The organism is Collinsella aerofaciens (assembly GCF_040910185.1).
Classification (GTDB): Bacteria; Actinomycetota; Coriobacteriia; order Coriobacteriales; family Coriobacteriaceae; genus Collinsella; species Collinsella aerofaciens_BF.
Genome location: NZ_JBDGBA010000007.1, coordinates 86,036 through 108,355, shown reverse-complemented (window position 1 = coordinate 108,355; position 22,320 = coordinate 86,036). Strand labels below are relative to the sequence as shown.

The window sequence follows — 22,320 nt, the reverse complement described above, 5'->3', positions numbered from 1 at the left end:
GTCGTGCTTCACCCTGAGGTCTATACTCATGGAAAACCTCCCATTTCCCGATGTCCAAGAAATGGGAGGCAGTTCACTGTCCCCTTCGTGGTGGTTTTTCGTTCTGAGCCAAGGAGATTCATGTTCAACATTGTGCTGTATGCGCCCGAGATTCCGGCCAATACGGGCAATATCGGCCGTACTTGCGTGGTTACCGGTGCCCGCCTGCATCTGGTGGAGCCGCTGGGGTTTTCGCTCGACGACAAGACGGTGCGTCGCGCCGGCCTGGGCTACTGGCAGAATTTGGACGTGACGACCTATGCCGGCTGGGAGGATTTCCTTGCGCGCAACGGCCTCTCCCCCGCCGACGAGCGCCTACATCTGCTGACCAAAAAGGCACGCCGCACCTATGCGCAAAGCACCTACCGCGACGGCGACTACTTGGTCTTTGGCAGCGAGAGCTCGGGCATTCCCGAGCCACTGCTCGCCGCGGCGCCCGAGCGCTGCGAGCGCATCCCGATGCTGCGCGATTGCGACTCGCTCGACAACGCCGAGGCCTGGGAAGCCCACGAGGAATCGCTCGGGCATACCGAGGACGGCCATGAGGCCATCCTTCGGCAGGATATCTGCGGCAACTTCGTCAATCCGGACGACTACCGCATCAGCGCACTCAACCTCTCCAACAGCGCCGCCATCGTCCTCTACGAAGCCCTGCGCCAAACAGGCTTTCCGGGAATGTGACAAAGGGGCAGTCCCTTTGTCACATTCAAGCACCATGTCGATGACACACACCTAATTGATGCTCTAAATAACGGACCATCGCTTTTAATCAGAATTAACTAGAATAAAATGAAGTTAAACGGCGGTGTGGAAGGAGAGCCTTGTGGAATATCTCGAGAACCCGTTTACCCCCAGTTTTGGCGAGGTTCCTGCCCATCTCGCCGGCAGACAACAGATTATTCGGGATTTGGACCGTGCCTTCTTGAGCCAGCGCAGGCGCCCGGAATTGACCTCTATCTTCTCAGGCGCGCGTGGAACCGGTAAAACCGCTCTCATGTCATCCCTCGCGACAAGGGCAGAATCCCACGGCTGGATAGCCGTAAAGACGACCGCGCTCCCGGGAATGCTTGAGGAAATCGAGTTCGGGGCGAAACGTGCTGCAGGCCATCTCATCGACCCGTCTAACAACTTCGAAGTCACCGGTCTCGAAATTGCACCATTCGGCAGCATCGAGGTCAATCGCGTTCATGATGTCTCAACCTGGCGCTATCGCATGAGCGACATCATCGACCAGCTCAACGAGGCGGGCACCGGTCTGCTCGTCACGGTTGACGAGGTGGACCCGACACTCGACGAGATGATTCAGCTCGCAGCGACGTATCAGCACTTTGTGACCGATGGGAAACGCGTCGCCCTGCTCATGGCGGGACTTCCCAACAACGTATCGACGCTACTGAACCACAAGACGGTCTCGTTCCTTCGCCGCGCTCAACAATATCATCTGGGTCGCATTGCCGACTATGACGTGCGCGAGGCCCTAATTCGCACAATCCAGGAAAACGACCGCTTGGCAGATGCCGAGGGAATCGATAAGGCCGTTCGCTCGATTTCGGGCTTTCCCTTCCTTTTGCAGCTTGTGGGTTACCGCGCCTGGGATCTCACGAGCAACTCGAGGGAAATATCATCTCGCGACTTTGACCAGGGAATCAAAATCGCACGCGACGAAATGGACGACCGGATCCTCGCGGCGACCTATCGGGAACTCACTGCAGAGGACAAGCGATTCCTCATCGCCATGCTCGATGACGAGGAAGAGTCCACCACCGCCGACCTTGTCGAGCGCCTTAAGCGTTCGCCACAACAGGTCTCCCGCTACCGACGCCGCATGATAGACGCAGGCATTATTGGGGAACGCGGGCGCGGTCTCGTTGCTTTTGAATTACCGTTCTTCCGTGACTATCTCGCCGCTCAATGCGTGAAATAGGTACCAATGTGACAAAGGAAACTGTCCCTTTGTCACATTCGGTTAGAGGTAGCGACCGGTGATGCTTGCGGAGCAGGCTGCAATGTCGCCCGGCGTGCCGGCGCAGACGATTTGCCCGCCGGCGTCGCCACCGCCCGGGCCCATGTCGATCACGTAATCGGCGTTACGGATAAGGTCGAGGTCATGCTCGATCACGACAACTGTGGCGCCTTTGGCAACGAGGCCGTCAAATACACTCAGCAACACCTGAACATCGAGCGGATGCAGGCCGATCGTGGGCTCATCGAATACGAATACGGCATCATCCTGCACGCGGCCCATCTCGCTCGCAAGCTTAAGACGCTGCGCCTCGCCGCCCGAGAGCGCCGGCGTGGGCTCACCGAGCGTGAGATAGCCCAAGCCCAAGTCGTGTAAGGTCTGTAAGCGCGCCTGAACTTTCTTGAGACCCACCGTGGCGTCGAGGGCCTCGTCCACACTCATATCCATGAGCTGCGGCAACGTAAGCAGACTCCCGTCCTTGCCCTCGCGATGAATATGCGAAGCCGCGTCTGCATAACGTGAGCCGCGACATGTCGGACAGACGATCTCGACGTCGGGCAAGAACTGCACGTCGAGCGATATCGAGCCCGTGCCATCGCACGTAGGGCAGCGCAAGGCGCCAGTGTTGTAGCTAAATGCGCCCGCCTTGTAGCCGGCTGCCTTGGCCTCGGGCGTACGGGCGAAGGCGCGACGTAGCTCATCATGGATGTCGGCATAAGTCGCCACCGTCGAGCGCACGTTGGCGCCGATAGGCGTAGCGTCAATCAGATTTGCACGGGCAATGCCCTCGGCATCGACCCAACGCACGTGCCCCGGCAGGCGCTCGCCGGCTGCCTGCGCCTTGAGTGCCGGAATGAGCGTCTCGAGTACCAACGTCGTCTTACCCGAACCCGAAACGCCCGTCACCGCGACCAAGCGACCGCGCGGGATATCAACTTCGAGCGGCTTGACGGTATGGATGGCATCGGTCGCCATGCGGATATGGCCCCGGTCGAACATTTCCTCGTCGGACACCTGCGGGCGCAAGCGCTTGGACTCTGCGCGCAAAAACGGGGCGATGCGGCTGCCCTGCGATTGTTCGACCTCGTCCACCGTGCCAGTGGCAATCACATTACCGCCGCCTGCTCCGGCAACGAGGCCCATCTCAACCAGATAGTCGGCTTCCGCTAGTACGCGCGTATCGTGGTCGACAACAACCACGGTGTTGCCGTCATCCACCAGATCGCGCATTACGCCCACCAAGCCGTCGACATTGGCAGGATGCAAGCCAATCGAAGGCTCGTCCAGCACATAAAGCACGCCCGTCGAGCGGTTGCGCACCACGCGGGCGAGCTGCACACGCTGGCGCTCACCCGTGGAGAACGTAGCACCGGCGCGGTCGAGCGAGAGGTAATCGAGCCCCAGGTCGACTAGGCGACGAGCCGTGCTCAAAAACGAATCGCAGATATCCACTGCCATGGGCTGCATCTCGGCCGGCAAGGATGCGGGCACCCCGCGCACCCACTCAATCGCCTCACCCAACGTCATGGCCGCGGCCTGCGCCAGATTGATACCGCGCACCTGGGGCTGGCGCGCAACCTCGGAGAGACGCGTGCCGCCGCAGTCACGGCACGGGCCCTCGCGCAAAAAGCGAGCCACGCGCTTTAGTCCCTTATCGTCCTTAACCTTGGCGAGCGCATTCTCGACGGTATAGACGGCGTTGTAATAGGTAAAGTCGAGCGGCGTGGCACCCTCGCCGTTTTTGGGAACGTAAAGAATATGCTTCTTAACCGCCGGACCGTGGAACACGATGTCGCGCTCTTGAGGTGTGAGCTGATTAAACGGCGCATCGGTACGCACACCCATCTCGCCGGCCACCTGCTTCATCAGGTCCCACATGAGCGTGCCCCAGGGAAGCACCGCGCCTTCGTTGATAGTCTTGGACTCGTCGGGCACCAGGCTCGCCTCGTCTACCTCGCGCATGACACCGGTGCCGCCACAGGTGGGACACGCGCCGCCGCTATTGAAAGCCAAATCCTCGGCACTCGGCGCGTAGAACTCGCGGCCGCATGTCGAACACGTGAGCGACAGGCCTGCGGCCACGTTAAGGCTCGGCTCCACACGCGCCCCGCAATGTGGGCACACGTGATGGGCACAGCGGCTAAAGAGCAAACGCAGACTGTTGTTGAGCTCGGTCATGGTGCCAAAGGTCGAGCGTACGCCTGGCACACTAGGGCGCTGATGCAACGCGAGCGCCGCCGGCACGTGCAGCACTTCATCCACCTGAGCGTGCTCGGCCTGGGTGAGCCGTCGGCGGGTATAGGTGCTGAGCGCCTCCAGGTAACGGCGCGAGCCCTCGGCATAAAGAACTCCCAGCGCCAGCGAGCTCTTGCCCGACCCCGACACGCCGGCAATACCCACGAGCTTTCCCAGCGGAATATCGATATTGATGTCCTTAAGGTTGTGTACGCGCGCACCACGCACCTCGATAGCTTGCGGGCTCATCTTCTGTTCCGTCACCTTTATCACCCTACTCATGCCATAAAATGCGGTCGCGGATGTACTCGCCCAGCATGGGCACGGTAAACCGGACCAGGCCGTATCCGGCAGCCTCGATGACGCGCTCGCGAATCAGGCTTGCGCGATATTTACTCGCCCAGCTCTGGGTGCGATCGCAGCGCTCAATGATATCCGCCATGCGCGTCGGTTTGCCCTCGTCAACCGCCATGGCCTCGATAAAGAGACGCTGGGGGCTGCGCAGCCCGTAATACAGAGGCGCATCGACCGCTTCGTAGAACTCGGAGACGGCATCCGCATGGCCATCCTCGACATCGCGTCTTTCAATGACTCGCGAGTTGCGTCGGACAGCAGAGCGCCACATGTAATATCCCACCAGCTGAACCATATAGGGATGCCCCATGCTCTTGTGTGCCGCAAGGTCCGCCGTCTCCGCGTCAACGCAAAGGCCAGAGTCTTTAACCGTCTGGATATATGAATCGCGCACCTTGGGCAAAGATATCGCCCCCAGCGTACGCTGCTGGGCACGCCGCAAAAACGTCACGCTCGGCTCTTCGAGCAGATCGTCAACCATACTGGGTAAGCCGGCGAACACCAGCGCAAGACCGCGCTGGTCGCTATCGGACAAGCCCGTGGCATCCTGATCTCCGAGCACCTGCTGATAGAGAACGGCAAGAGCCGCCAGCTCCTCGATAGACGCAGATTGTGCCTCGTCAATCGCAAACAGTATGCCCTTGCCTGGACCGAGCTTCTTGAGGCGCTCGTTGACCAGCCCCCGTAGCGTCTCGCCCTTTGCCCGAGCCGCCTCGACCGACATCCGACCAAACGACGGCCCAAACTCCATTGACGTCACAACGGGTTTATTCGAGCGAAGCGCGTCGGCCAAGCGGTCGCATAAGCCAAGCGAAGCGGAATCGGAGACAACCGCCCATCCGCGCTCGCTGGCCAGACGTTGCAGCTCCCTCAGGAGAACCGTCTTGCCACAGCCGCGGTTTCCCGTAATGAGCATGAGCCTGCCCGGCGCTCCGGCGCCGTTATCGAGCCCTTCCTCGAAATCTTCGATGATCGACTCGCGACCGATGAGTATCGGGGGCCGCTTGCCAGCCGTGGGCTTAAAGGGATTTGGATTCATGTCGGCCTCCTCGGATTGGCAAACGCTGTAAATAGTTATACCAACTTATACCGAGTTATACCAACTGAATCTGACAAAGGAACTGTCCCTTTGTCAGATGTGGCCGAAAAACTCGGCATCTGCTGCTCGCCAGGGACGGAAGGTGGCGGGATCGATCTTGACGTGCGCCGCGGCGGGTACGTCGTACCATTTGACCGTGTAGCCGGCGCCGTGAGCGCAAAAGACCGAGTCGGGCGTGTTAGGCAGATCGGCCTCGGGCTCGTAGGCGGCCGCCTCGATTACGCGCTCGGCATCATGACAGGGCGCGTAACCGGCGAACTCTAGGTACAGATGTCCGCGACCGCTCGTGTAGGCAGCTACCTCCAGCGCATAATCCTGCACCTCGGACGCCGGCACGCGACCCACAAGCTTCGCCCGGTCGCCCGTCATCGCCGGCGGCTCGTACTCGGCACCCATGCGCGTGGCGTCTGAGAGCGCCCTACCCACGCACTCCCCCGGCACCTCGAGCTCAAAGCGATACCACGGCTCCAGCAACACGTCTGCGCCGGCCTCGCGCGCCTGCATCAAACCCTGGCGAATCGCGCGGTACGTGGCCTGGCGAAAATCGCCGCCCTCGGTGTGTTTGGCATGCGCGCGGCCGCCCGTGAGCGTAATGCGCACATCGGTGATGGGCGAGCCCGTCAACACGCCCAGGTGATCGCGCTCCATAGCGTTGGTGAGCGCCAAACGCTGCCAGTTAAGATCGAACTCATCGGTCGAGGTCACGGTGCCAAACTGCACGCCCGAACCCGCTGGCAACGGCTCTAGGCGCAAATGCACCTCGGCATAGTGGCGCAGCGGCTCAAAGTGGCCCACGCCCTCGACCGGCTGCGAGATCGTCTCCTTATAGAGAATGCCGCCGGGCTCAAACGCAATCGAAAGGCCAAAGCGATCTGCCAACACCCGCTGCACGACTTCGAGCTGCACGGCGCCCATCAACTGCAAATGGATCTGCTCAAGATGCGTATTCCAGCTTACGCCGAGCATGGGATCTTCGTCCGCCAACTCACTCAGCGCTTTAAACACCGCATGAACGTCGTGTTCGCCCGGCAGCACCGTATAGGTGAGGACCGGAGCGATGACGGGCGCATCGCCCGCGGGCTCCGTGCCCAGGGCGTCCCCTGGGCGAACGTGCGCAAGACCCGTCACGGCGCAAATACCGCCAGCAGCAACTTCTTGGGCAAGCTCATACTTCTCGCCGTTATAGATGCGTACCTGATCGACCTTCTGTTCCCACGCCTCGGCACTGGAATGCCCGCTGATCATCTGTTTTGCGCGCAGCGTGCCGCCGGTCACTTTAACCCAAGCCAAGCGCTCGCCACGATCCCCGCGGCTGACACGATAGACGCGCGCGGCAAACTCCGGGAGCCACGCCTGCTCACGAATCAGCGCGCATATACCATCCAGCAGCTCGTCAACGCCTTGGTCCTTGAGCGCCGAGCCGGCAAAGCAGGGAAAGAGCTTGCGCTCGGCAACCATGCGCGACAGCGTTGCGACAGAAAGCTCACCCGCTTCAAGAAACTCCTCGAGCGCCGCTTCGTCCAACGCAGCAGCGTCCTCCTGAACGGCGCCGCCCGCCAGCAGTTCGTTGGCATCCAGGCAGCCCTCGGAAAGACGCTGCCCCAGCTGTGCCAGCAAAACATCGCGACCGGGATTCTCCAAATCGATTTTGTTGATGAAGATGAACGTCGGGATGTCATAGCGTGCAAGCAGGCGCCACAGGGTTTCGGTGTGCCCCTGCACGCCATCGTTGGCACCCACAACCAAAATCGCATAGTCGAGCGCGCGCAGCGTGCGCTCCGCCTCAGCCGAAAAATCGACGTGGCCGGGTGCATCCACGAGCATGACGTGGGTATCGCCGCGGTCGAGCACGGCCTGCGACGAGAAGATCGTAATGCCGCGCTCGCGCTCGATCGCGTTAGTGTCCAGGTGCGAATCGCCATCGTCCACGCGGCCGCGCTTGCGAATGCGACCCGCATTGAACAACATGGCCTCGGCCAACGTGGTCTTGCCGGCGTCGACATGCGCCAAGATTCCAACGACCGCTTGCTTCGACATGGCTCTCCTCTTATTGCAAGCCCATCGCACGCGGCAACGGGCATCCTCGTTCCACACTGGATGATACAATTTACGGGCCGGCGGGCGAAGCGGGCCCTATCCCCCGACCGAGCTCATCGCCCTGCGTTGCCGCGCGGCGATTTTCGTAGGTTCGCGCCTTGCGAAAGCCGGCACCTCTCCTTTTTGTCCGCCCGGACTCATCTGGGCGGTAACAACGCGAGCCCCACAACGACGCGTCTTACCAAAAATGGCCCCACTCGAGGCCTTTTTTTATTTGAGCTGGGTGATGATACGTGCCTTGGCTCCTACGCATCGCGCAGCCAATCAAACGCGACACGCGGCGTATCGTCCGACACATATACGATACCGGCGCGCTTAAACCCGGCCTTGGTGATGGCGCCCTGCATGGGCAGATTGTCTTGGTGCGTGTCGATACGCAGATGGTCGATGCGTTCCTTGGCAAAGGCAAACATCGCAGCAGCGACGCCATGCGTGGTGCCGTCCGACGCCACGCGATGCAGCACGGCATACGGAGTGTCGCTGCGCCACTGGCCGCCCTCGATCGCATCGTAGGAACTGTCCGGCCCCGGCAGAAAGGCAAACGTCGCCACCACGCGTCCGTCTTCCTCGCACACATAACTGCCACCAGTGGCAATATCGGCAGCCAGCTGCTCGGCAGAAGGCGTGCCCTCGGGCCACTGCGTGGCGTTGCCATGCGCGCGCATAAAGGCGCGGGCCGCGTCATAGATGGCCATGACGGCGGGAATGTCGGTATCGAGGGTTTTTCTGATCATCACGCGGCGACCTCACGTTTATTGGTATCACTTTGATTGAGCAATGATACCAACGTTTGGAGAGGGTGCGAAGCAGATGGGGAGCAAGAAGCGAGCCGCCTGGTCAAAGGCCAAAAGCGAGTTTTTGGGCGCTGCCACCGGCGGCGATATGAGCGACCTGTTTGCGCGCGAGGACGAGCGCCGCGACGCCCTGGACGCCGAGCGCGATGAGGCTTGGCGCTATAAGTCATGCGAGCGCAAAAACCGGTACGACACACGCGCCGAGGCCGAGGCCGTTATGGCCGACTGCGAAAACCGCGGACGACGCGGTTTAGCCTGCTACAAATGCGAATACTGCGGCGGATGGCATCTGACGTCACACCCTTGGAAATAGACCTCGCATCGGCACGATGGCTGGCGAAGCGCCAGCCATCGTGCGCAAGCTACGGGCGAGGCGGCACCAAAACATCGTAACGAACGGCCTTGCCCGCAAGTTGATAGCTCGGCTTGACGCCGGCAAGCAGCGGCCCCTTCACCGGCCGTTTGATAACGACCTTGCGCGGGCGTACCGCAAGCGCGGCTTCGACCAGCGTCTCCTCATCGGCACACGGCTGTTCCAGATGATGCAAGAGTTGGAACTTCTTTTTGACCGCCGCACTCTTGGTGCGCTCGGGAAACATGGGGTCCAGATACACCACGTCGGGGGCTGCAAGCTCACCTTGCTCGATCAGCTCGGCCGAATGGCGAAGGACGGCAATGCTGTCCTCGCCCGCATGCAAACGCATGCGCGCCACGGCAGTCGCAAGCGCCGGATTATCTGCCGCGCGATCCAAGGCATCCTTGAGGAGCGCCGCGATCACGTCGTCCTGTTCATACAGATCGACGGTAAAGCCCGCGGCAGCCAGCAGCAGCGAATCCTCGCCAAAGCCCGCCGTGGCGTCAATCGCCCATGGGCGCTCGATGCCTTTTGCGCGCGCAGCCTTCACCAGCAGCTCTTGTTGCAGACGGCCCTGCTTGAGTCGTGGCAGCATGCGGCCAAAATCGGCACGCAACTCCATCGTGCCGTCGGTGAGCGTAAGGCCCTCGGACGTCCGCGCGAGCTCAAGCCCCGCGGCCCGAGCAACAGAAAAGGGATCGACGACGCCCATGGACACTCCTTAGCAAGCAAAACGAATACGTGAGCGCCGTTTATGTCGGCACCCAACTGTCCGCTATTGTCCCACATGCGACATGGCCCACAGCATCCCAATGCAAAGCACCGCCATCAATCCCGTGCACACGGCAGCGATCACAGAATCGCCCATACGCCTTCCCAACGAACGCGGCTCACGCACTTGCTTGGCTCCGTACATCACGGCTCCTCCTTCGGTCCAGCTCTTACCATGGCCTCATCATCGCAGTGCCGCGCATACGCTGCCATCGATTTGGCTTACGTCCAGCTTTCCCTTTTGAAAGGTTGGACCGTACAGGCAAGAGACGCTTTCAAACGCATGCATCGCCGCGTTGAACTACAATGTGCTTCACCATATGTGCAGCACATGGGGTGCGCCAGGTTGGCGTACTCGTATCGAAAGGACCAGCCATGAGCTCCGCTCGTAAGACTCTCAAAATCCTTGCCCTCGTCTACTTTGTTTTGGGCATCGCCAGCCTCGTCATCGCCGGCGTCGGCATCGCCAGTGGCAACCTCGATTCCACGTACGGGTCGAACGCCATGCTCGCCGCGGTCGTGCTGGTCGCCAAGGGCGTTGTCGATCTTGCCGCAGGTGTTGCGGGCATCAAGGGCGCCAACAAGCCTTCGCAGGTGGATGGCGCGTTTAAGCTCGGTATCGTTGCCGCAATCGCCACGATTGCGCAGGCCGTGCTCACGCTTCCCGCGCTCGGCGGCAGCTCCGTCAATATCGTCGCCTTTGTCATCGTGGTCTACGACCTGTTCTTTGTTCAGCAGGCACACGCCGTTAAGGCCGAAAACAAGGATCGTCTGTAAGCGCTCGCTTCTCATAACCTCTGCAGCCAAGCAACTAAAAAGGGCCGATCGCGCAGCAACGCGGTCGGCCCTTTACGTTTGCCCAGATAAAACCCGCCAAAATAAACCTGTCCCTTTTTGGTAGGTTAGTGGCGGTACTCGGCGATGATGAAGTCGATGTCGGTTTGAAGGGTGTCCAGGTTTGCCAGGCGCTCTTTGTCGGCGGGGCGCGTGCGGTAGAAGTACGGCGTCATCTGGAACACCGCCTCGATGTCAGCCTGGGTCTGAAGCGTAATGTTCGCAGACACCCGCTGCGTTCCGACCAACTCGAGCTCAGTAGTCTTCGGCAGCTTCTCGTCATTGAGATATGGCGTGTCGTAGAGCACCTCCTTGAGCCCAAACAGATGACGGGCACCCGGCACCACGGTATAGAGCGAGCCCTCTGGCGCCAGCACGCGGGCAAACTCGCGCTCGTTAAAGGGAGCGAAGAGCTCGGTCACCATATCGAAGGCGTCATCGGCCACGGGAATGTCCTTCATGTTGGCCACGAAGAAGGTCGCATCGCCGCGCTTGGCGGCCAGGCGCACCATCTCTTTGCCCAGGTCAAAGCCGTAAGCATCCACGCCCGGCACCGCACCCATGGCGCTGGTGTAGTAGCCCTCGCCACAGCAAATGTCGAGCAAGGTCATGGGGCCGTTCGTAGACGCGGCACGTTCAGACACCCGCTCGCGCACCAGCTCGACCATCGCATCGCGCAACGGCGCATAGTATCCGCGGTTCAGAAAGTCACGACGGCTGCGCGCCTGCGACTTGGGATCGCCCATGGAGTCGCCGCTCTTGGATGAGCGCAGCAGATACAGATAGCCCTCGCGCGCACGGTCAAACCGGTGTCCGCCCGCACATGCAGCACCGCGCTCGTCGTCTACCAACGGCTCATGGCAAACGGGACACAACAACATGGCAACTCCTTAGCGCGAACAACACAACGTCCACCATTGTCGCACGCCTTCCCCATCTAGTCATTGAGGGCGTTCTTGAATGAGTAATCGTTTTAGAACGTCCCCAATGACTAGTCGATTAGGAGTATCATCGTCTGCGCAAATAAGCACAAAAGAGCATGTTAGAGATTGAGAGCGTATGGCTGACACCGTATCTAAGCACATTGACATGACCACCGGCTCGCTGTGGCGCAATATTCCCCTGTTCGCCTTCCCCGTGGCCGCCACGAGCATCTTGGAGCAGCTGTCGAACCTCATCGCCACGGTCATCATCGGTAATTTCTCGGGCGACCAGGGAACCCTCGCCATGGCGGCGGTCGGCTCCAATGTTCCGCTTACCGGTCTTATGCTCAACCTGTTTATTGGCATGTCGCTTGGCTCCAACGTGGTCATCGCCAACGCTATCGGCCGCAACGATCAGAACATGGTCAAACGCGCCGTCCATACCTCGATTTTAATGGCACTCGTGGGCTTTGTCGTCATCGCTCTGGGCGAGATCTTTGCCGAGCCCATGCTCGCCGCGCTCAACGTTCCCGCCGAGACCATGCCGCTCGCTTCGCTCTACCTGCGCGTCTTTTTGCTGAGCATGCCCTCGATCTTGCTCTACAACTTTGAGGCCGCGATCTTCCGCTCCGTCGGCATCACCCGCATGCCGCTGCAGGCGCTTGCCGTGTCCACCGTCCTCAACATTGGCCTGGACCTCATCTTTGTCCCCATACTCCACTGGGGCGTCGCGGGCGTCGCCATCGCCACCGCCATTGCCTACACCGTCAGCGCCGCTACGCTCTTTATCCGCCTGCTCAAAACCAACTCCGTCGTCCGTGTCACCCCGCGCGACTTAGGCTTAGACCCCATCGCCCTCAAGCGCATCGTCAAGATCGGCCTGCCCGCCGGCATCAAGAGCGCCGTCTTTGCCGTCGCCAACATCATCATCCAGTCTGCTATCAACAGCCTGGGCACCGAGGTCATGGCGGCATCGAGCGCCGCTATGAGCTTGGAGTACGTATGCTACAACCTGCTCAACAGCTTTAGCCAGGCTTGCACCACCTTTGTGGGACAAAACCACGGTGCCCGCCAGATCGACCGCTGCACCAAAACGCTCAAGGTCTGCCTGACCGAAGGCGGCATCGTTGCACTCACCACGATTGTCGTTATTGTCGGCCTGGGGCGCGAGATCTTGTCGCTGTTCAACAGCGATCCCAACATCGTCTCGATCGGTTATATCCGCGTGTGCTCGATCTTCCCTGCCTACGCCTTTAGCATGTTCTACGAAAACATGTCCGGCTACCTGCGCGGCTTTGGTATCTCGCTCATGCCCGCCCTCATCACCATGATCTGCGTCTGCGGCATTCGCTTCTATTGGGTGTTCTGCGTATTCCCGCACTTCCGCACCTTTGCGAACATCATGATGGTCTATCCCATCAGCCTGGGCACCACGGCATTCTTTATGGTCGTGGCGGTGCTACTCTGCCACCCGGCACGCACCTATCGCACTGCCCAAACCAAAGCGACAGCCCGCTAAACACCGCACTCAACGCCCCGCCAGTCATTAATGGACAATATGCGAGCTCATATAGTCGATAAAGCGCCTCGTGGCGATAGGCATGGTCTCTCGGCGGCGCCAGGCCGCCACCACGTCGCGCGAGGGGGCATGCACAACGGGACGTACGCGAATATCGGCCGACGAAAGTTTTTACAATAGATGCAAACAGAGCATCTGACGTAAAGGAGCCCCATGGACGCCGCGACCCGCGACCGCAACATAGCAACTTGGTTGGGCGATGCGCCACAGCCGGTACGTGACACTACGAACCAGCTGCTCGAGCGCATCGCCCTTTTGCGTGCCGAGCAAACCATCTACCCGGCACAAGACGACATCCTCAATGCCCTCGCCTACACGCCGGCCGACCAGGTCAAGGTTGTCATCTTGGGTCAAGACCCCTATCACGGGCCCAACCAGGCCATGGGGCTGTCGTTCTCGGTCCCCGCGACGCAAACCAAGTTGCCGCCGAGCCTGCGCAACATCTACAAGGAACTCAATGCCGATCTGGGTTGCCCCATTCCCGCCACAGGAGATCTAACGCCATGGGCACAACAGGGCGTTCTGCTCCTCAACACCACGCTCACCGTGCGCGAGCATGCCGCCAACTCGCACGCCAAACTAGGCTGGTGCACGCTCACCGACTACGTTATCGAACGCTGCTGCCAGCTGCCCCAGTCGGTCGTCTTTTTGGCATGGGGTCGCTTTGCCCAGCAGATGGTCGAAGGTAAGCTCGCCGCGATCGGCGCGGGCAAGGCAACCGACAAGTTCTGTCTGGCCTCCACGCACCCCTCGCCGCTTTCGGCCAACCGTGCCACGGCAGAACTCCCCGCCTTTATGGGGTCGCGTCCCTTCTCGGCAGCCAATCGTCTACTCGAACAGCACGGCTCGACCCCCGTCAACTGGACTTGCCTCGGCTAAAATCGATACATCAAAAACGCGCCCGACGGCAATCTTGCCATCGGGCGCGTTTTCTACTCGGGCCAGATAAACTGGGTGCGGCCGGCCTCGCCGCCATCGATCAGCAGGCTCTGCCCGGTCATGAACCGGTTGATCACGCCCACAAAGTAGATCCACTCGGCGATCTCTTGGGCGGTAGCCCAACGTTTAAGCGGCGTGAGCCCCATAATCTGGTTCCACAGGTGCTCGTCTTCCATCACGCAACGGTTGAGCGGCGTGATAACGCCGCCCGGGTCCACACTGTTGGCGATGGCCTGCGGTGCCAAGCGGTTTGCAAGGTTCTTGGTGTAGGCGATAACGCCGCCCTTGCTGGCGGCATAGGCGGGAAACTCCGATCCCGTATGCCCGCTCGCCGACCCCACATTGACCACGGATTTGATAGCCGGCGCCGGCTTGGCGGCAAGCCCCTCCCCCACAAAGGCGTAGCGCTCGGTCACGTTGATGGTGCCACACAGGTTGGCAGCAATATCATCGGACGAATCTTGTGTACCGGCAACGTTCACAATCACCTGGGGCTCAAGGTCGCCTGGAAACGCGTCCAGCTCGCGGACATCGACGATCAGATGGCGGTAGCGCTCATGTTCGACCGCCGCCGGCAGCAGGTCAAAGCCCACGACCTCGTGGCCCTCGTCCAAAAAGCGCCGCACGCATGCGGCTCCGATACCGCCCGAAGCACCCGTGATCAAAACCCGCATACTTGCTCCTTAGGCGGTTGCGTGGCGCTCGAGGTACTCGGCGCCCACGTTCTCGCGCTCCCAGCTGCGCACGACCTTGTAGCCCACGGGGCTCAGGAAGACCTCGCACAGCAGCTCGGCAATAGCGCCGGTCAGCGAGCACATAAGGACCTGTACCCACGTCCAACCAAAGAACGTGTGGCTCACCACGATGGCAAAGACCAGGTTGTCGATGAACTGGCCAACGCCCGTGGACACATAGGAGCGGAAGGCAAAGCTCGCAAAATTATTCTTTTTGACCATACGGCCGAGCGACTGATTGAGCGTGGAGTTAACCACGGCAGAGATGAGCATGGCAAGCGACGAGCCAAGCACCACGTACCAGGTGCCACCGATGGTGGCGTTAAGGGCAGTGTTGACCTCGATCATGCCGGTGTCGTAGTAGGCGCCCCACATGCCGGGCGTGAGCGAGCATGCCCAGAAGCACAGGCTCACGGCCAGGTTGACCAGCAGCGCGAGGATAGAGATTTTGATGGATGCCCTGGCGCCAAAGCGCTTGCAGATCATGTCCTGGCACAAAAACGAAACCCAGCTCACCACAAAGCCACAGTCGAGCGCCAGATACGGCAGGCTGATCAGCTCTTTGTTGGCCAGCAGGTTCATCATGATGACGCTCACGAAAAACAGCGAAACCGTTGCCGCGGGAATGCTCCGCAACAGGACCTTGTAGTCCTCCATGACCTTCTTGATCATTATGTACTCCTTTGGTTTTAGGTTTAACGAGCAGGATATCGGACCCGAACTGCTCGGACGCCCCGGTCTTGAGACGACGGTGGGTATGATAGCCGCTCACACGGCATCAGGCAAGCAAGCGGCGCGGCAGCCCCACAGGGCCACCGCGCCGATGCGTTAAAAGGCTACGTTGCCAAACTCCGACAGGATAAGGTTGGGGTTGTGATCGGTTGCCCAATCCACGTTCCACGGACTCGTGAACAGCAGCAGCTTACCGCCGCGCATGTCCTCGACGCGCAGCGTGTCGCGCGTGAGCGAAAGGCCCGGGATATCGATGGTGTCGGGGTCGTTCTGGATCCAGCGGATGTCCGTATAGGGCAGTGGCTGGCGACGAACCTCAACACGGTACTCGGCCTTAAGGCGGCGCTCGAGCACCTCAAACTGCAGCACGCCGACCACGCCCACAATGACGCTCTCCATGCCGGCACCCAGCTCGCGGAAGATCTGGATGGCACCCTCCTGGGCAAGCTCCTCCATACCCTTGACGAACTGCTTGCGCTTGAGCGTATCGACCTGCGTAATGCGAGCGAACATCTCGGGGGCAAACGTCGGGATCTGCGGATACTGCACGTGGCGCTTCCCGGAGCACACGGTGTCGCCGATGCTAAAGATGCCCGGATCGAACAGGCCCACGATATCGCCCGCATACGCCTCGTCCACGATGGCGCGGTCATCGGCCATCATCGACGTGCCCGTGGCAAGCTTAAGCTTGCGGTTGCCCTGCACGTGGAAGGCATCCATGCCGCGCTCGAACTTGCCCGAGCAAATGCGCACAAAGGCGATGCGGTCGCGGTGGTTCTTGTCCATGTTGGCCTGAATCTTAAACACAAAGCCGCTAAAGTCGTCGCGGCAGGGATCGACCGGCTCGCTGGTGAGCGTATCGGTATAGACGCGCGGCGTCGGGGCCAGACGCAGGAACTCCTTGAGGAAGGGCTCCACGCCAAAGTTGGTGAGTGCCGAGCCAAAGAACGCCGGGCTCAGCTTGCCGCAGGCCACGGCATCCAAGTCGAGCTCGTCACCGGCGCCATCGAGCAGCTCGATGTCGTCCATCAGGTTCTTATGGTTCTCCTCGCCGATGAGCTCGTCCATGGAAGGATCGCCCAGCTCGGCCTCGACCTCGGCGACCTTCTTGGTGGCGTTGGCGTGGCCGTCGCCCTCAAAGGCAATGACGCGACGGGTCTGACGATCGAACACGCCGCGGAAGTTGCGGCCGCTGCCGATCGGCCAGTTCATGGGATACGTATTGATACCCAGGACATTCTCGATCTCTTCCATGAGCTCAAACGGATCGCGAGCATCGTGGTCGAGCTTGTTCACAAAGGTGAAGATGGGAATGTGGCGCAGCGTACAGACCTTAAAGAGCTTTTTGGTCTGGGCCTCGACGCCCTTGGCACCGTCGATGACCATGACCGCAGCATCGGCGGCCATAAGGGTACGGTAGGTATCCTCCGAGAAGTCCTGGTGGCCGGGGGTATCGAGGATATTGACGCAGGCGCCGTTATAGGTGAACTGCAGCACCGAGGAGGTGACGGAGATACCGCGCTCCTTCTCGATGTCCATCCAGTCCGAGACGGCATGCTTGGCCGAGCTCTTGCCCTTGACCGAGCCGGCAGTCTGGATGCTGCCGGTATAGAGCAGCAGTTTCTCGGTCAGTGTGGTCTTACCGGCGTCCGGGTGGCTGATGATCGCGAATGTGCGGCGCGACGAGATTTCATCCGACAGGCTTGCCATGCGGATCCTTTCTTGCATTGAGTGCATTACGTCGATGTAACCGTATTATTGTAGCCGCGAAACCTCGCCATAGGGCGCCTATCAGGACAAATTCATCAGTTGGGGCTCGGACGGTGGAATGTCAGCGGTGTTCCGCGACGGTTTTTCTCAATCTGTAACACCTAGAAGGGTTTTTGACCTCCAGATGTTACAGATTGAGATGAACGCACAGGGCGGTCAGCCAATATCTTGATCTGTAACAGTTAGCCAGCAAAAACAGGTCTAGATGTTACAGATCAAGACAAATGAATGGACAGGCAAATAACGTCTCAATCTGTAACAGTTAGTCATCCAAAACGGGTCTTAGTGTTACAGATTGAGATGAATGAGTAGAGGGACGGACAGCCCCGTAATTTCCTCTTGCATAACTGTGCATAGTGTGTATATACTGTGCTTACCGGTTATATACACGTGTAGCCCATCAGCTAAGGAGCCGCTGTGGACATCATCCTATCCAATTCGAGCGACAAGCCCATCTACGAGCAGATAACCTCGCAGGTCAAAGCTCAGATCCTTTCGGGCACGCTTGCTGCGGGAGCCAAACTCCCCAGCATCCGTGCACTCGCGAGCGATCTTGGCGTGAGTGTCATCACCACCAAGCGCGCCTACGCCGACCTGGAGCAACTCGGCTTTATCTGCACTGTGCAGGGCAAGGGCTGTTTTGTCGCCGAGGGCAACCAAGAACTCTTGCGCGAAAATCAGCTCTGCCATATCGAAGAGCTGCTCGCACAGGCAGCAACGCAAGCCGAAGCCGTGGGCGTCACGCGCGATAAACTGCACGAGATGCTCGACCTGGTAGCCCCCGAAACCATGCAGTAACCATCTGCAAGAAAGGCTATGCCATGCAAAACTTGCTAGAACTCAAAAGCATCTCACGCCGCGTGAGCGACCGCTTTTCGCTACGTGGCGTCACGTTGGCCGTGGAGCCCGGCCAAATTGTTGGCTTTGTGGGCGCAAACGGCGCCGGCAAGACGACGACCATTCGCGCCACGCTTGGGCTTATAAAGCTCGATGCCGGCGAGGTGCACCTGTTTGGGCAGCGCCGTGGCACCGACGCGCCCGATGAGTCGCAACGCCACCTGCGCTCTCGCATCGGCCTCGTGCTGGACACATGCCCCTTCCCCTCCACGCTCAAGGTCGTCCAGATCGAGGCGCTCGTAGGCCCGGCGTACCCCACGTGGGACCGCGAAACGTTCGCCGGATTCATCAACCGATTTGGCCTCGATCCCAAGACAAAGGTCAAGGACCTCTCCCGCGGCATGGGTATGAAGCTGCAGCTCGCCTGCGCGCTCAGCCACCATGCCAAGCTGCTCGTTTTGGATGAAGCCACCGCGGGCCTCGATCCCATGGCACGCGAGGAACTGCTCGATGAGCTGCTCGCCTTTGTCGCCGACGGCCAGCGCAGCGTGCTGCTCTCGAGCCACATTACGTCTGATCTCGATCGTGCTGCCGACCGCGTCATCTGCATCGATAACGGCTCGATTGTGTTTGACCTGCCACGCGAGGACATTACCGACCGCGCCGGCATCGCCCACTGCACCCAGGCACAGGCCGCCGAGCTCATGGCGTGCGTCGAAGGCACCCGCGCCGCCCGCCACGCCTACAGCGTGGACGTGCTCGTGCCCAACCACCGCGAAGTGCTCGAGGCCTTCCCCGAGATTCCCTGCGATCGGGCAACCATTGATGACTATCTGCGCTTCATGCTGAAAGGGGCTTTGAAATGAAACGCGCCATTATGTCCGAGCTTGCCATCGTTCGCACGCTCGTCCCGAGCATCGCAGGTGTCGGTCTGTTCATCTTCGTCGTGCTGACCGCCGTCATGGCATCGAATGGTGATTCCGACATGAGCGCCGCCGGCGCCTTCGCGATCAGTGCCATGTCGCCTATCATGGCCATGACGTCGCTGGCCGGGCTCGACAACCAAAACGGATGGGAGCGCTATCGGGCAACGCTGCCCATCTCACGCAAAGACATCGTCAGCGCACGCTACCTGTGCATCACTATTTTCTCGGTCATCATGGCGTGCGCGGCCGTGCTGTTGAGTATCGTCGCCATCCCGATCTTAAACAGCGTGGGTATCCCCTCCACGGGAGGGACCGTCTTTGAGACCGCAATCGCCTCGGCAATATCGATGCTTTTCTCCCTCATGGCGGTGTTTTTGGTACTGCCTCTGTTCTTTCGATTTGAACACATGAAGGCGCAACGCCTATCCGTTGGTCTGTACGCCCTTTACATGTGCCTTATCATGGTCACGCTAAACTCATTCAACCCCATCAGCAACCAGCTCATGTCGATTGCAGGGACGAATCCCGATTCTGCCGTCCTCGCTTGCCTGTGTGGTGCCGTCGCGCTGGCAACGGTCGTCCTTGGCGTTGTCAGCTGTGCCATCAGCACCAAGGTTTACCGGGCACGCGACCTATAGGCAAGCGCGGTATCATCGGACATGCGCCATAGATCTGGCGTGATCTTTTTTGAGGAGGCACCGCACCCGTGTCGTGGGTCGTCGCAGCATTTGCGTCAGCATTCTTTGCCGGCATCACATCCATCTTGGCCAAATGCGGCATCAAGCAGACCGACTCCGATGTCGCGACGGCCATTCGCACCTGCGTGGTGCTCGTTTTCGCCTGGGCAATGGCGGGTATTTCTGGATCCATTGGAACCATTGGCAGCATCGAACCCAGATCCTGGCTCTTTCTCGTCTTCTCGGGACTCGCTACCGGAGCTTCGTGGATCTGTTACTTTAAGGCGCTGAGCATCGGAGACGTCAATAAGGTCGTACCGGTTGACAAGATGAGCACCGCGCTCGCCGCGCTGATCGCCATCGTGCTTTTGGCGAGACGAGCAACCTTGCGGTTAAGCTCGTGGGAACTGCCGTCATCACCCTCGGCACGTTTTTAATGATCGAGAAGAAGCAGTCTGCCGGACCCGAGCAGCAGCAAGACCGGACCTGGCTCGCTTACGCCCTCGGCGCCGCCGTGTTCGCGGCGCTCACGTCCATCCTCGCCAAGGTTGGCATCGAAGGCGTCGAGTCCAACCTGGCCACGGCAATCCGTACCTGCGTGGTACTGGTTATGGCATGGGCAATCGTGGCAGCTAAAGGCAAGATGGGCCAAGCCGTGCACGTAGACCGCTACGAACTCGTATTTCTCACGGCATCGGGCATCGCGACCGGAGCATCGTGGCTACTCTATTACTATGCCATCGCCGCAGGCCAGGTGAGCGTCGTGGTGCAGGTCGACAAACTATCGATTGTCGTATCGGTACTATTTGCGCGCCTGACATTCAACGAAAAGGTCTCGCGGCGCAGCGCCATCGGTCTCGCCCTCATCGTCTTGGGCACTGCGGCGCTCGCGGTTTGGAAGTAGCGCTGACACCGTGCGAGGCCCAGTCCACCCGGGAATCCGTGACATATGGCATGCCCCGGCCCGCACGCAGTGTCTTACAATAGAGCTGTCACGGGCCTTAGACCAATCTCGATCATCCAAGGGGATGTCTTTTTGGTCATTGTTCTTTAGGGAACGGTCAATCGCATACAAATTGGAAACGTCCGTCCAACGGCCGTGGTTTGTTACGCCGTTCCACCCCCGCCATCTGTCATATCTGCACCTGATTGGAAAGAACAATGCAATCCCAGAAATCTCAATCGGGACCACCCATCTGCTGCCCATCCTCGCCCCTTTAATTTCCCCCATCTTGAGCAGACGCCTCACTCCGCCCGGAGTCCCTTCAAGCGAACTCGGCGACCTGCGTTGGCGTCATGAGGTAGGGATAGGGTTCGAGCGCCGCCAAGTACAGCCCGTCCAGATCTGCGTCGGCCAGGACGGGCATGTTCGGATCTGCCACGATTCCTTCGCTCGACATTTCCCTTCCAATCTTGGAGGGCCGCGCACCCTTAAAGGCACGCGATCCCAGTCTCATCCCCGCAGCCTCACACGGCAACGGTGCTGCTGCCGGGCTTGCACGCTTGCGGTCCGCCACACGCTTCGCCACGGCCCCGATACCGCGTAATCTCGACCCGCGCGGTCTCCGCAGTAGACACAAAGGGAGTCATCGCGGCTCCCGGGTCTCGGGCGTCGAGCTAGTAGCCCGCGTCGCGAAACCGCCGCGCACAGACGTCACACAAGGGGACGACGTTTCTCCGTGGGACAAGCCCCGGGCTTACCGCGATAGCCGCATCGACCCTTGCCATCTCACGCTCGCCTGCAATGCCGAGACGCACCCCGAGACGTGCCATGTCGAGCGTTCCTACCTGCTCGAGCATCACCGTCGACGTCCGTCTCAACCCTACGACCGCAGGAAGGAGAACGTGCGTCGGCATCCACCTTCCCACTCGCTTCGTGAGAGGCCGTACTTTATCGCCCTTTCGAAGCACCCCTCCCTCCGCAATTTCCCTTATCGGGAGCAGGGCCACATCGTGCATGAGAAGCCGCCTCATCTGAACTGGGGAGAGTGTTGCGACCGCGTAAGCCAGCGCCTTCGATTCGTATCGCCTCGCCAGCATCTCCTCAGGGTTCGACGAAGGGTCCGCCAACACCTGGGGGAGCATAGCGTCCAAACTGAGAGTGTGGCGTGCCTCCCGACGCTCGATACGCCACCATTCGCGCTGGAGGTCGTCTAGGGCTTCCGCCACGGCGCGCCCGACCGCGACCACGACGTGACCTCCACCCGAGATCCTCATCTCGACACATAGTCCACCATCCGACGAGAGCGCGCAATTCGTCCTGTATAGGCGCATGGTGTCCCCCTCCGCCGCAAGAGGGAAACGAAAAAGCCCCTCTTGCCACTACGGACAAAAGAGGCCCTTTAGGGGAAGGCGTTGAGACCGCTGCGACTCGCTTAATCTCGCTGTTCTGGCTCTCGCTCCAACAGCTATCGCTCTTCGATATGTTTGAGTTGCTGTATCATTTTGCAACTTCCAAGACGTGCAGGAGGCCCGAAAAACCCTGTCAAACAACGTTCTTGGTGCTTTTCCGCATCTTCACCAGCCTGATAATGACACCGAATCCAGCCATCTCGATAATCGAGATTCCAAATAGGTCTTCTTACCTGCGAAAATCGAAAACGAAGCACCCCTCTTCTCAAGCACTATCAAGAGAATTTATGAGCTGCGGTGCAGAAACTCG

At 60.0% G+C, this 22,320-nt stretch carries 22 protein-coding genes; 11 read left to right on the top strand and 11 right to left on the bottom strand.

The window, feature by feature from the left end; all coding sequences use genetic code 11:
• Positions 1-120 precede the first annotated feature (120 nt).
• Both AB5Z54_RS04595 and AB5Z54_RS04590 read left to right on the top strand, forming a co-directional pair.
• Positions 121-720 (top strand): tRNA (cytidine(34)-2'-O)-methyltransferase, encoded by a 600-nt coding sequence (locus tag AB5Z54_RS04595; RefSeq protein ID WP_368160504.1) that lies wholly within the window; start codon positions 121-123, stop codon positions 718-720.
• Positions 721-862: 142 nt separating this feature from the next.
• Complete coding sequence (locus AB5Z54_RS04590; protein WP_368160501.1) at positions 863-1,963, top strand: DUF8462 domain-containing protein; 1,101 nt, start codon at positions 863-865, stop codon at positions 1,961-1,963.
• Positions 1,964-2,005: 42 nt separating this feature from the next.
• On the opposite strand, the gene AB5Z54_RS04585 is transcribed toward AB5Z54_RS04590, so the two are convergent.
• From AB5Z54_RS04585 to AB5Z54_RS04570, 4 genes are all read right to left on the bottom strand, one after another.
• Positions 2,006-4,519 carry an excinuclease ABC subunit UvrA gene (locus AB5Z54_RS04585; RefSeq protein ID WP_438265570.1) on the bottom strand — a complete coding sequence of 838 codons (2,514 nt, stop codon included), beginning with the start codon at positions 4,517-4,519 and terminating at the stop codon, positions 2,006-2,008.
• Positions 4,512-5,630 carry a DUF8462 domain-containing protein gene (locus AB5Z54_RS04580; protein WP_368160495.1) on the bottom strand — a complete coding sequence of 373 codons (1,119 nt, stop codon included), beginning with the start codon at positions 5,628-5,630 and terminating at the stop codon, positions 4,512-4,514. Before AB5Z54_RS04580 ends, AB5Z54_RS04585 begins: the two co-directional genes overlap by 8 nt.
• Positions 5,631-5,723: 93 nt before the next feature.
• The gene (locus AB5Z54_RS04575) at positions 5,724-7,727 is read right to left on the bottom strand and encodes a GTP-binding protein (protein ID WP_368160492.1); all 2,004 of its coding nucleotides are present in this window, start codon (positions 7,725-7,727) and stop codon (positions 5,724-5,726) included.
• Positions 7,728-8,032: 305 nt separating this feature from the next.
• The gene (locus AB5Z54_RS04570; protein WP_368160490.1) at positions 8,033-8,521 is read right to left on the bottom strand and encodes a GNAT family N-acetyltransferase; all 489 of its coding nucleotides are present in this window, start codon (positions 8,519-8,521) and stop codon (positions 8,033-8,035) included.
• Between the two features lie 76 nt (positions 8,522-8,597).
• On the opposite strand from AB5Z54_RS04570, the gene AB5Z54_RS04565 reads away from it, so the two are divergent.
• Positions 8,598-8,894 (top strand): hypothetical protein, encoded by a 297-nt coding sequence (locus tag AB5Z54_RS04565; RefSeq protein WP_055310006.1) that lies wholly within the window; start codon positions 8,598-8,600, stop codon positions 8,892-8,894.
• 49 nt (positions 8,895-8,943) lie between these two features.
• Here AB5Z54_RS04565 and AB5Z54_RS04560 read toward each other — a convergent pair whose 3' ends face one another.
• The gene (locus AB5Z54_RS04560; protein WP_368160487.1) at positions 8,944-9,648 is read right to left on the bottom strand and encodes a class I SAM-dependent methyltransferase; all 705 of its coding nucleotides are present in this window, start codon (positions 9,646-9,648) and stop codon (positions 8,944-8,946) included.
• A gap of 63 nt (positions 9,649-9,711) precedes the next feature.
• Entirely contained in the window at positions 9,712-9,855 is a 144-nt protein-coding gene (locus AB5Z54_RS04555) for a hypothetical protein (protein WP_368160484.1), read from the bottom strand.
• A gap of 227 nt (positions 9,856-10,082) precedes the next feature.
• On the opposite strand from AB5Z54_RS04555, the gene AB5Z54_RS04550 reads away from it, so the two are divergent.
• Entirely contained in the window at positions 10,083-10,484 is a 402-nt protein-coding gene (locus tag AB5Z54_RS04550) for a hypothetical protein (RefSeq protein WP_161161012.1), read from the top strand.
• A 125-nt stretch (positions 10,485-10,609) separates the two neighbouring features.
• On the opposite strand, the gene AB5Z54_RS04545 is transcribed toward AB5Z54_RS04550, so the two are convergent.
• Positions 10,610-11,422 (bottom strand): putative RNA methyltransferase, encoded by an 813-nt coding sequence (locus tag AB5Z54_RS04545; protein ID WP_368160480.1) that lies wholly within the window; start codon positions 11,420-11,422, stop codon positions 10,610-10,612.
• Between the two features lie 178 nt (positions 11,423-11,600).
• Here AB5Z54_RS04545 and AB5Z54_RS04540 point away from each other — a divergent pair, with 178 nt between their 5' ends.
• Complete coding sequence (locus AB5Z54_RS04540; RefSeq protein WP_368160477.1) at positions 11,601-12,983, top strand: MATE family efflux transporter; 1,383 nt, start codon at positions 11,601-11,603, stop codon at positions 12,981-12,983.
• Positions 12,984-13,196: 213 nt separating this feature from the next.
• The gene (locus AB5Z54_RS04535; protein ID WP_156597989.1) at positions 13,197-13,922 is read left to right on the top strand and encodes a uracil-DNA glycosylase; all 726 of its coding nucleotides are present in this window, start codon (positions 13,197-13,199) and stop codon (positions 13,920-13,922) included.
• A gap of 53 nt (positions 13,923-13,975) precedes the next feature.
• Here the strand turns inward: AB5Z54_RS04535 and AB5Z54_RS04530 are convergent, their stop codons facing one another.
• From AB5Z54_RS04530 to AB5Z54_RS04520, 3 genes are all read right to left on the bottom strand, one after another.
• A complete protein-coding gene (locus tag AB5Z54_RS04530; RefSeq protein ID WP_346969449.1) occupies positions 13,976-14,656 on the bottom strand; it encodes an SDR family NAD(P)-dependent oxidoreductase in 681 nt (226 codons plus the stop codon).
• A 9-nt stretch (positions 14,657-14,665) separates the two neighbouring features.
• Complete coding sequence (locus AB5Z54_RS04525; RefSeq protein ID WP_346969450.1) at positions 14,666-15,388, bottom strand: VUT family protein; 723 nt, start codon at positions 15,386-15,388, stop codon at positions 14,666-14,668.
• 156 nt (positions 15,389-15,544) lie between these two features.
• Entirely contained in the window at positions 15,545-17,158 is a 1,614-nt protein-coding gene (locus tag AB5Z54_RS04520; protein ID WP_368160474.1) for a peptide chain release factor 3, read from the bottom strand.
• Between the two features lie 477 nt (positions 17,159-17,635).
• Between AB5Z54_RS04520 and AB5Z54_RS04515 the strand changes: the two genes are divergently transcribed.
• The 5 genes from AB5Z54_RS04515 to AB5Z54_RS04495 all read left to right on the top strand — a co-directional run bounded on the left by AB5Z54_RS04515 (position 17,636) and on the right by AB5Z54_RS04495 (position 20,562).
• Positions 17,636-18,016, top strand: a complete 381-nt coding sequence (locus AB5Z54_RS04515) for a GntR family transcriptional regulator (RefSeq protein WP_118388727.1) — start codon at positions 17,636-17,638, stop codon at positions 18,014-18,016.
• 23 nt (positions 18,017-18,039) lie between these two features.
• A complete protein-coding gene (locus tag AB5Z54_RS04510) occupies positions 18,040-18,921 on the top strand; it encodes an ABC transporter ATP-binding protein (protein ID WP_368160471.1) in 882 nt (293 codons plus the stop codon).
• Positions 18,918-19,619, top strand: coding sequence for an ABC-2 transporter permease (locus AB5Z54_RS04505; RefSeq protein WP_368160468.1), 702 nt, complete (start codon positions 18,918-18,920; stop codon positions 19,617-19,619). The genes AB5Z54_RS04510 and AB5Z54_RS04505 overlap by 4 nt, the downstream gene beginning before the upstream one ends.
• Positions 19,620-19,687: 68 nt before the next feature.
• Complete coding sequence (locus AB5Z54_RS04500; RefSeq protein ID WP_368160466.1) at positions 19,688-20,095, top strand: EamA family transporter; 408 nt, start codon at positions 19,688-19,690, stop codon at positions 20,093-20,095.
• Complete coding sequence (locus AB5Z54_RS04495; RefSeq protein WP_368160463.1) at positions 20,059-20,562, top strand: EamA family transporter; 504 nt, start codon at positions 20,059-20,061, stop codon at positions 20,560-20,562. The genes AB5Z54_RS04500 and AB5Z54_RS04495 overlap by 37 nt, the downstream gene beginning before the upstream one ends.
• A 713-nt stretch (positions 20,563-21,275) precedes the next feature.
• On the opposite strand, the gene AB5Z54_RS04490 is transcribed toward AB5Z54_RS04495, so the two are convergent.
• Entirely contained in the window at positions 21,276-21,875 is a 600-nt protein-coding gene (locus tag AB5Z54_RS04490; protein WP_346978060.1) for a type II toxin-antitoxin system PemK/MazF family toxin, read from the bottom strand.
• Positions 21,876-22,320 lie beyond the last annotated feature (445 nt).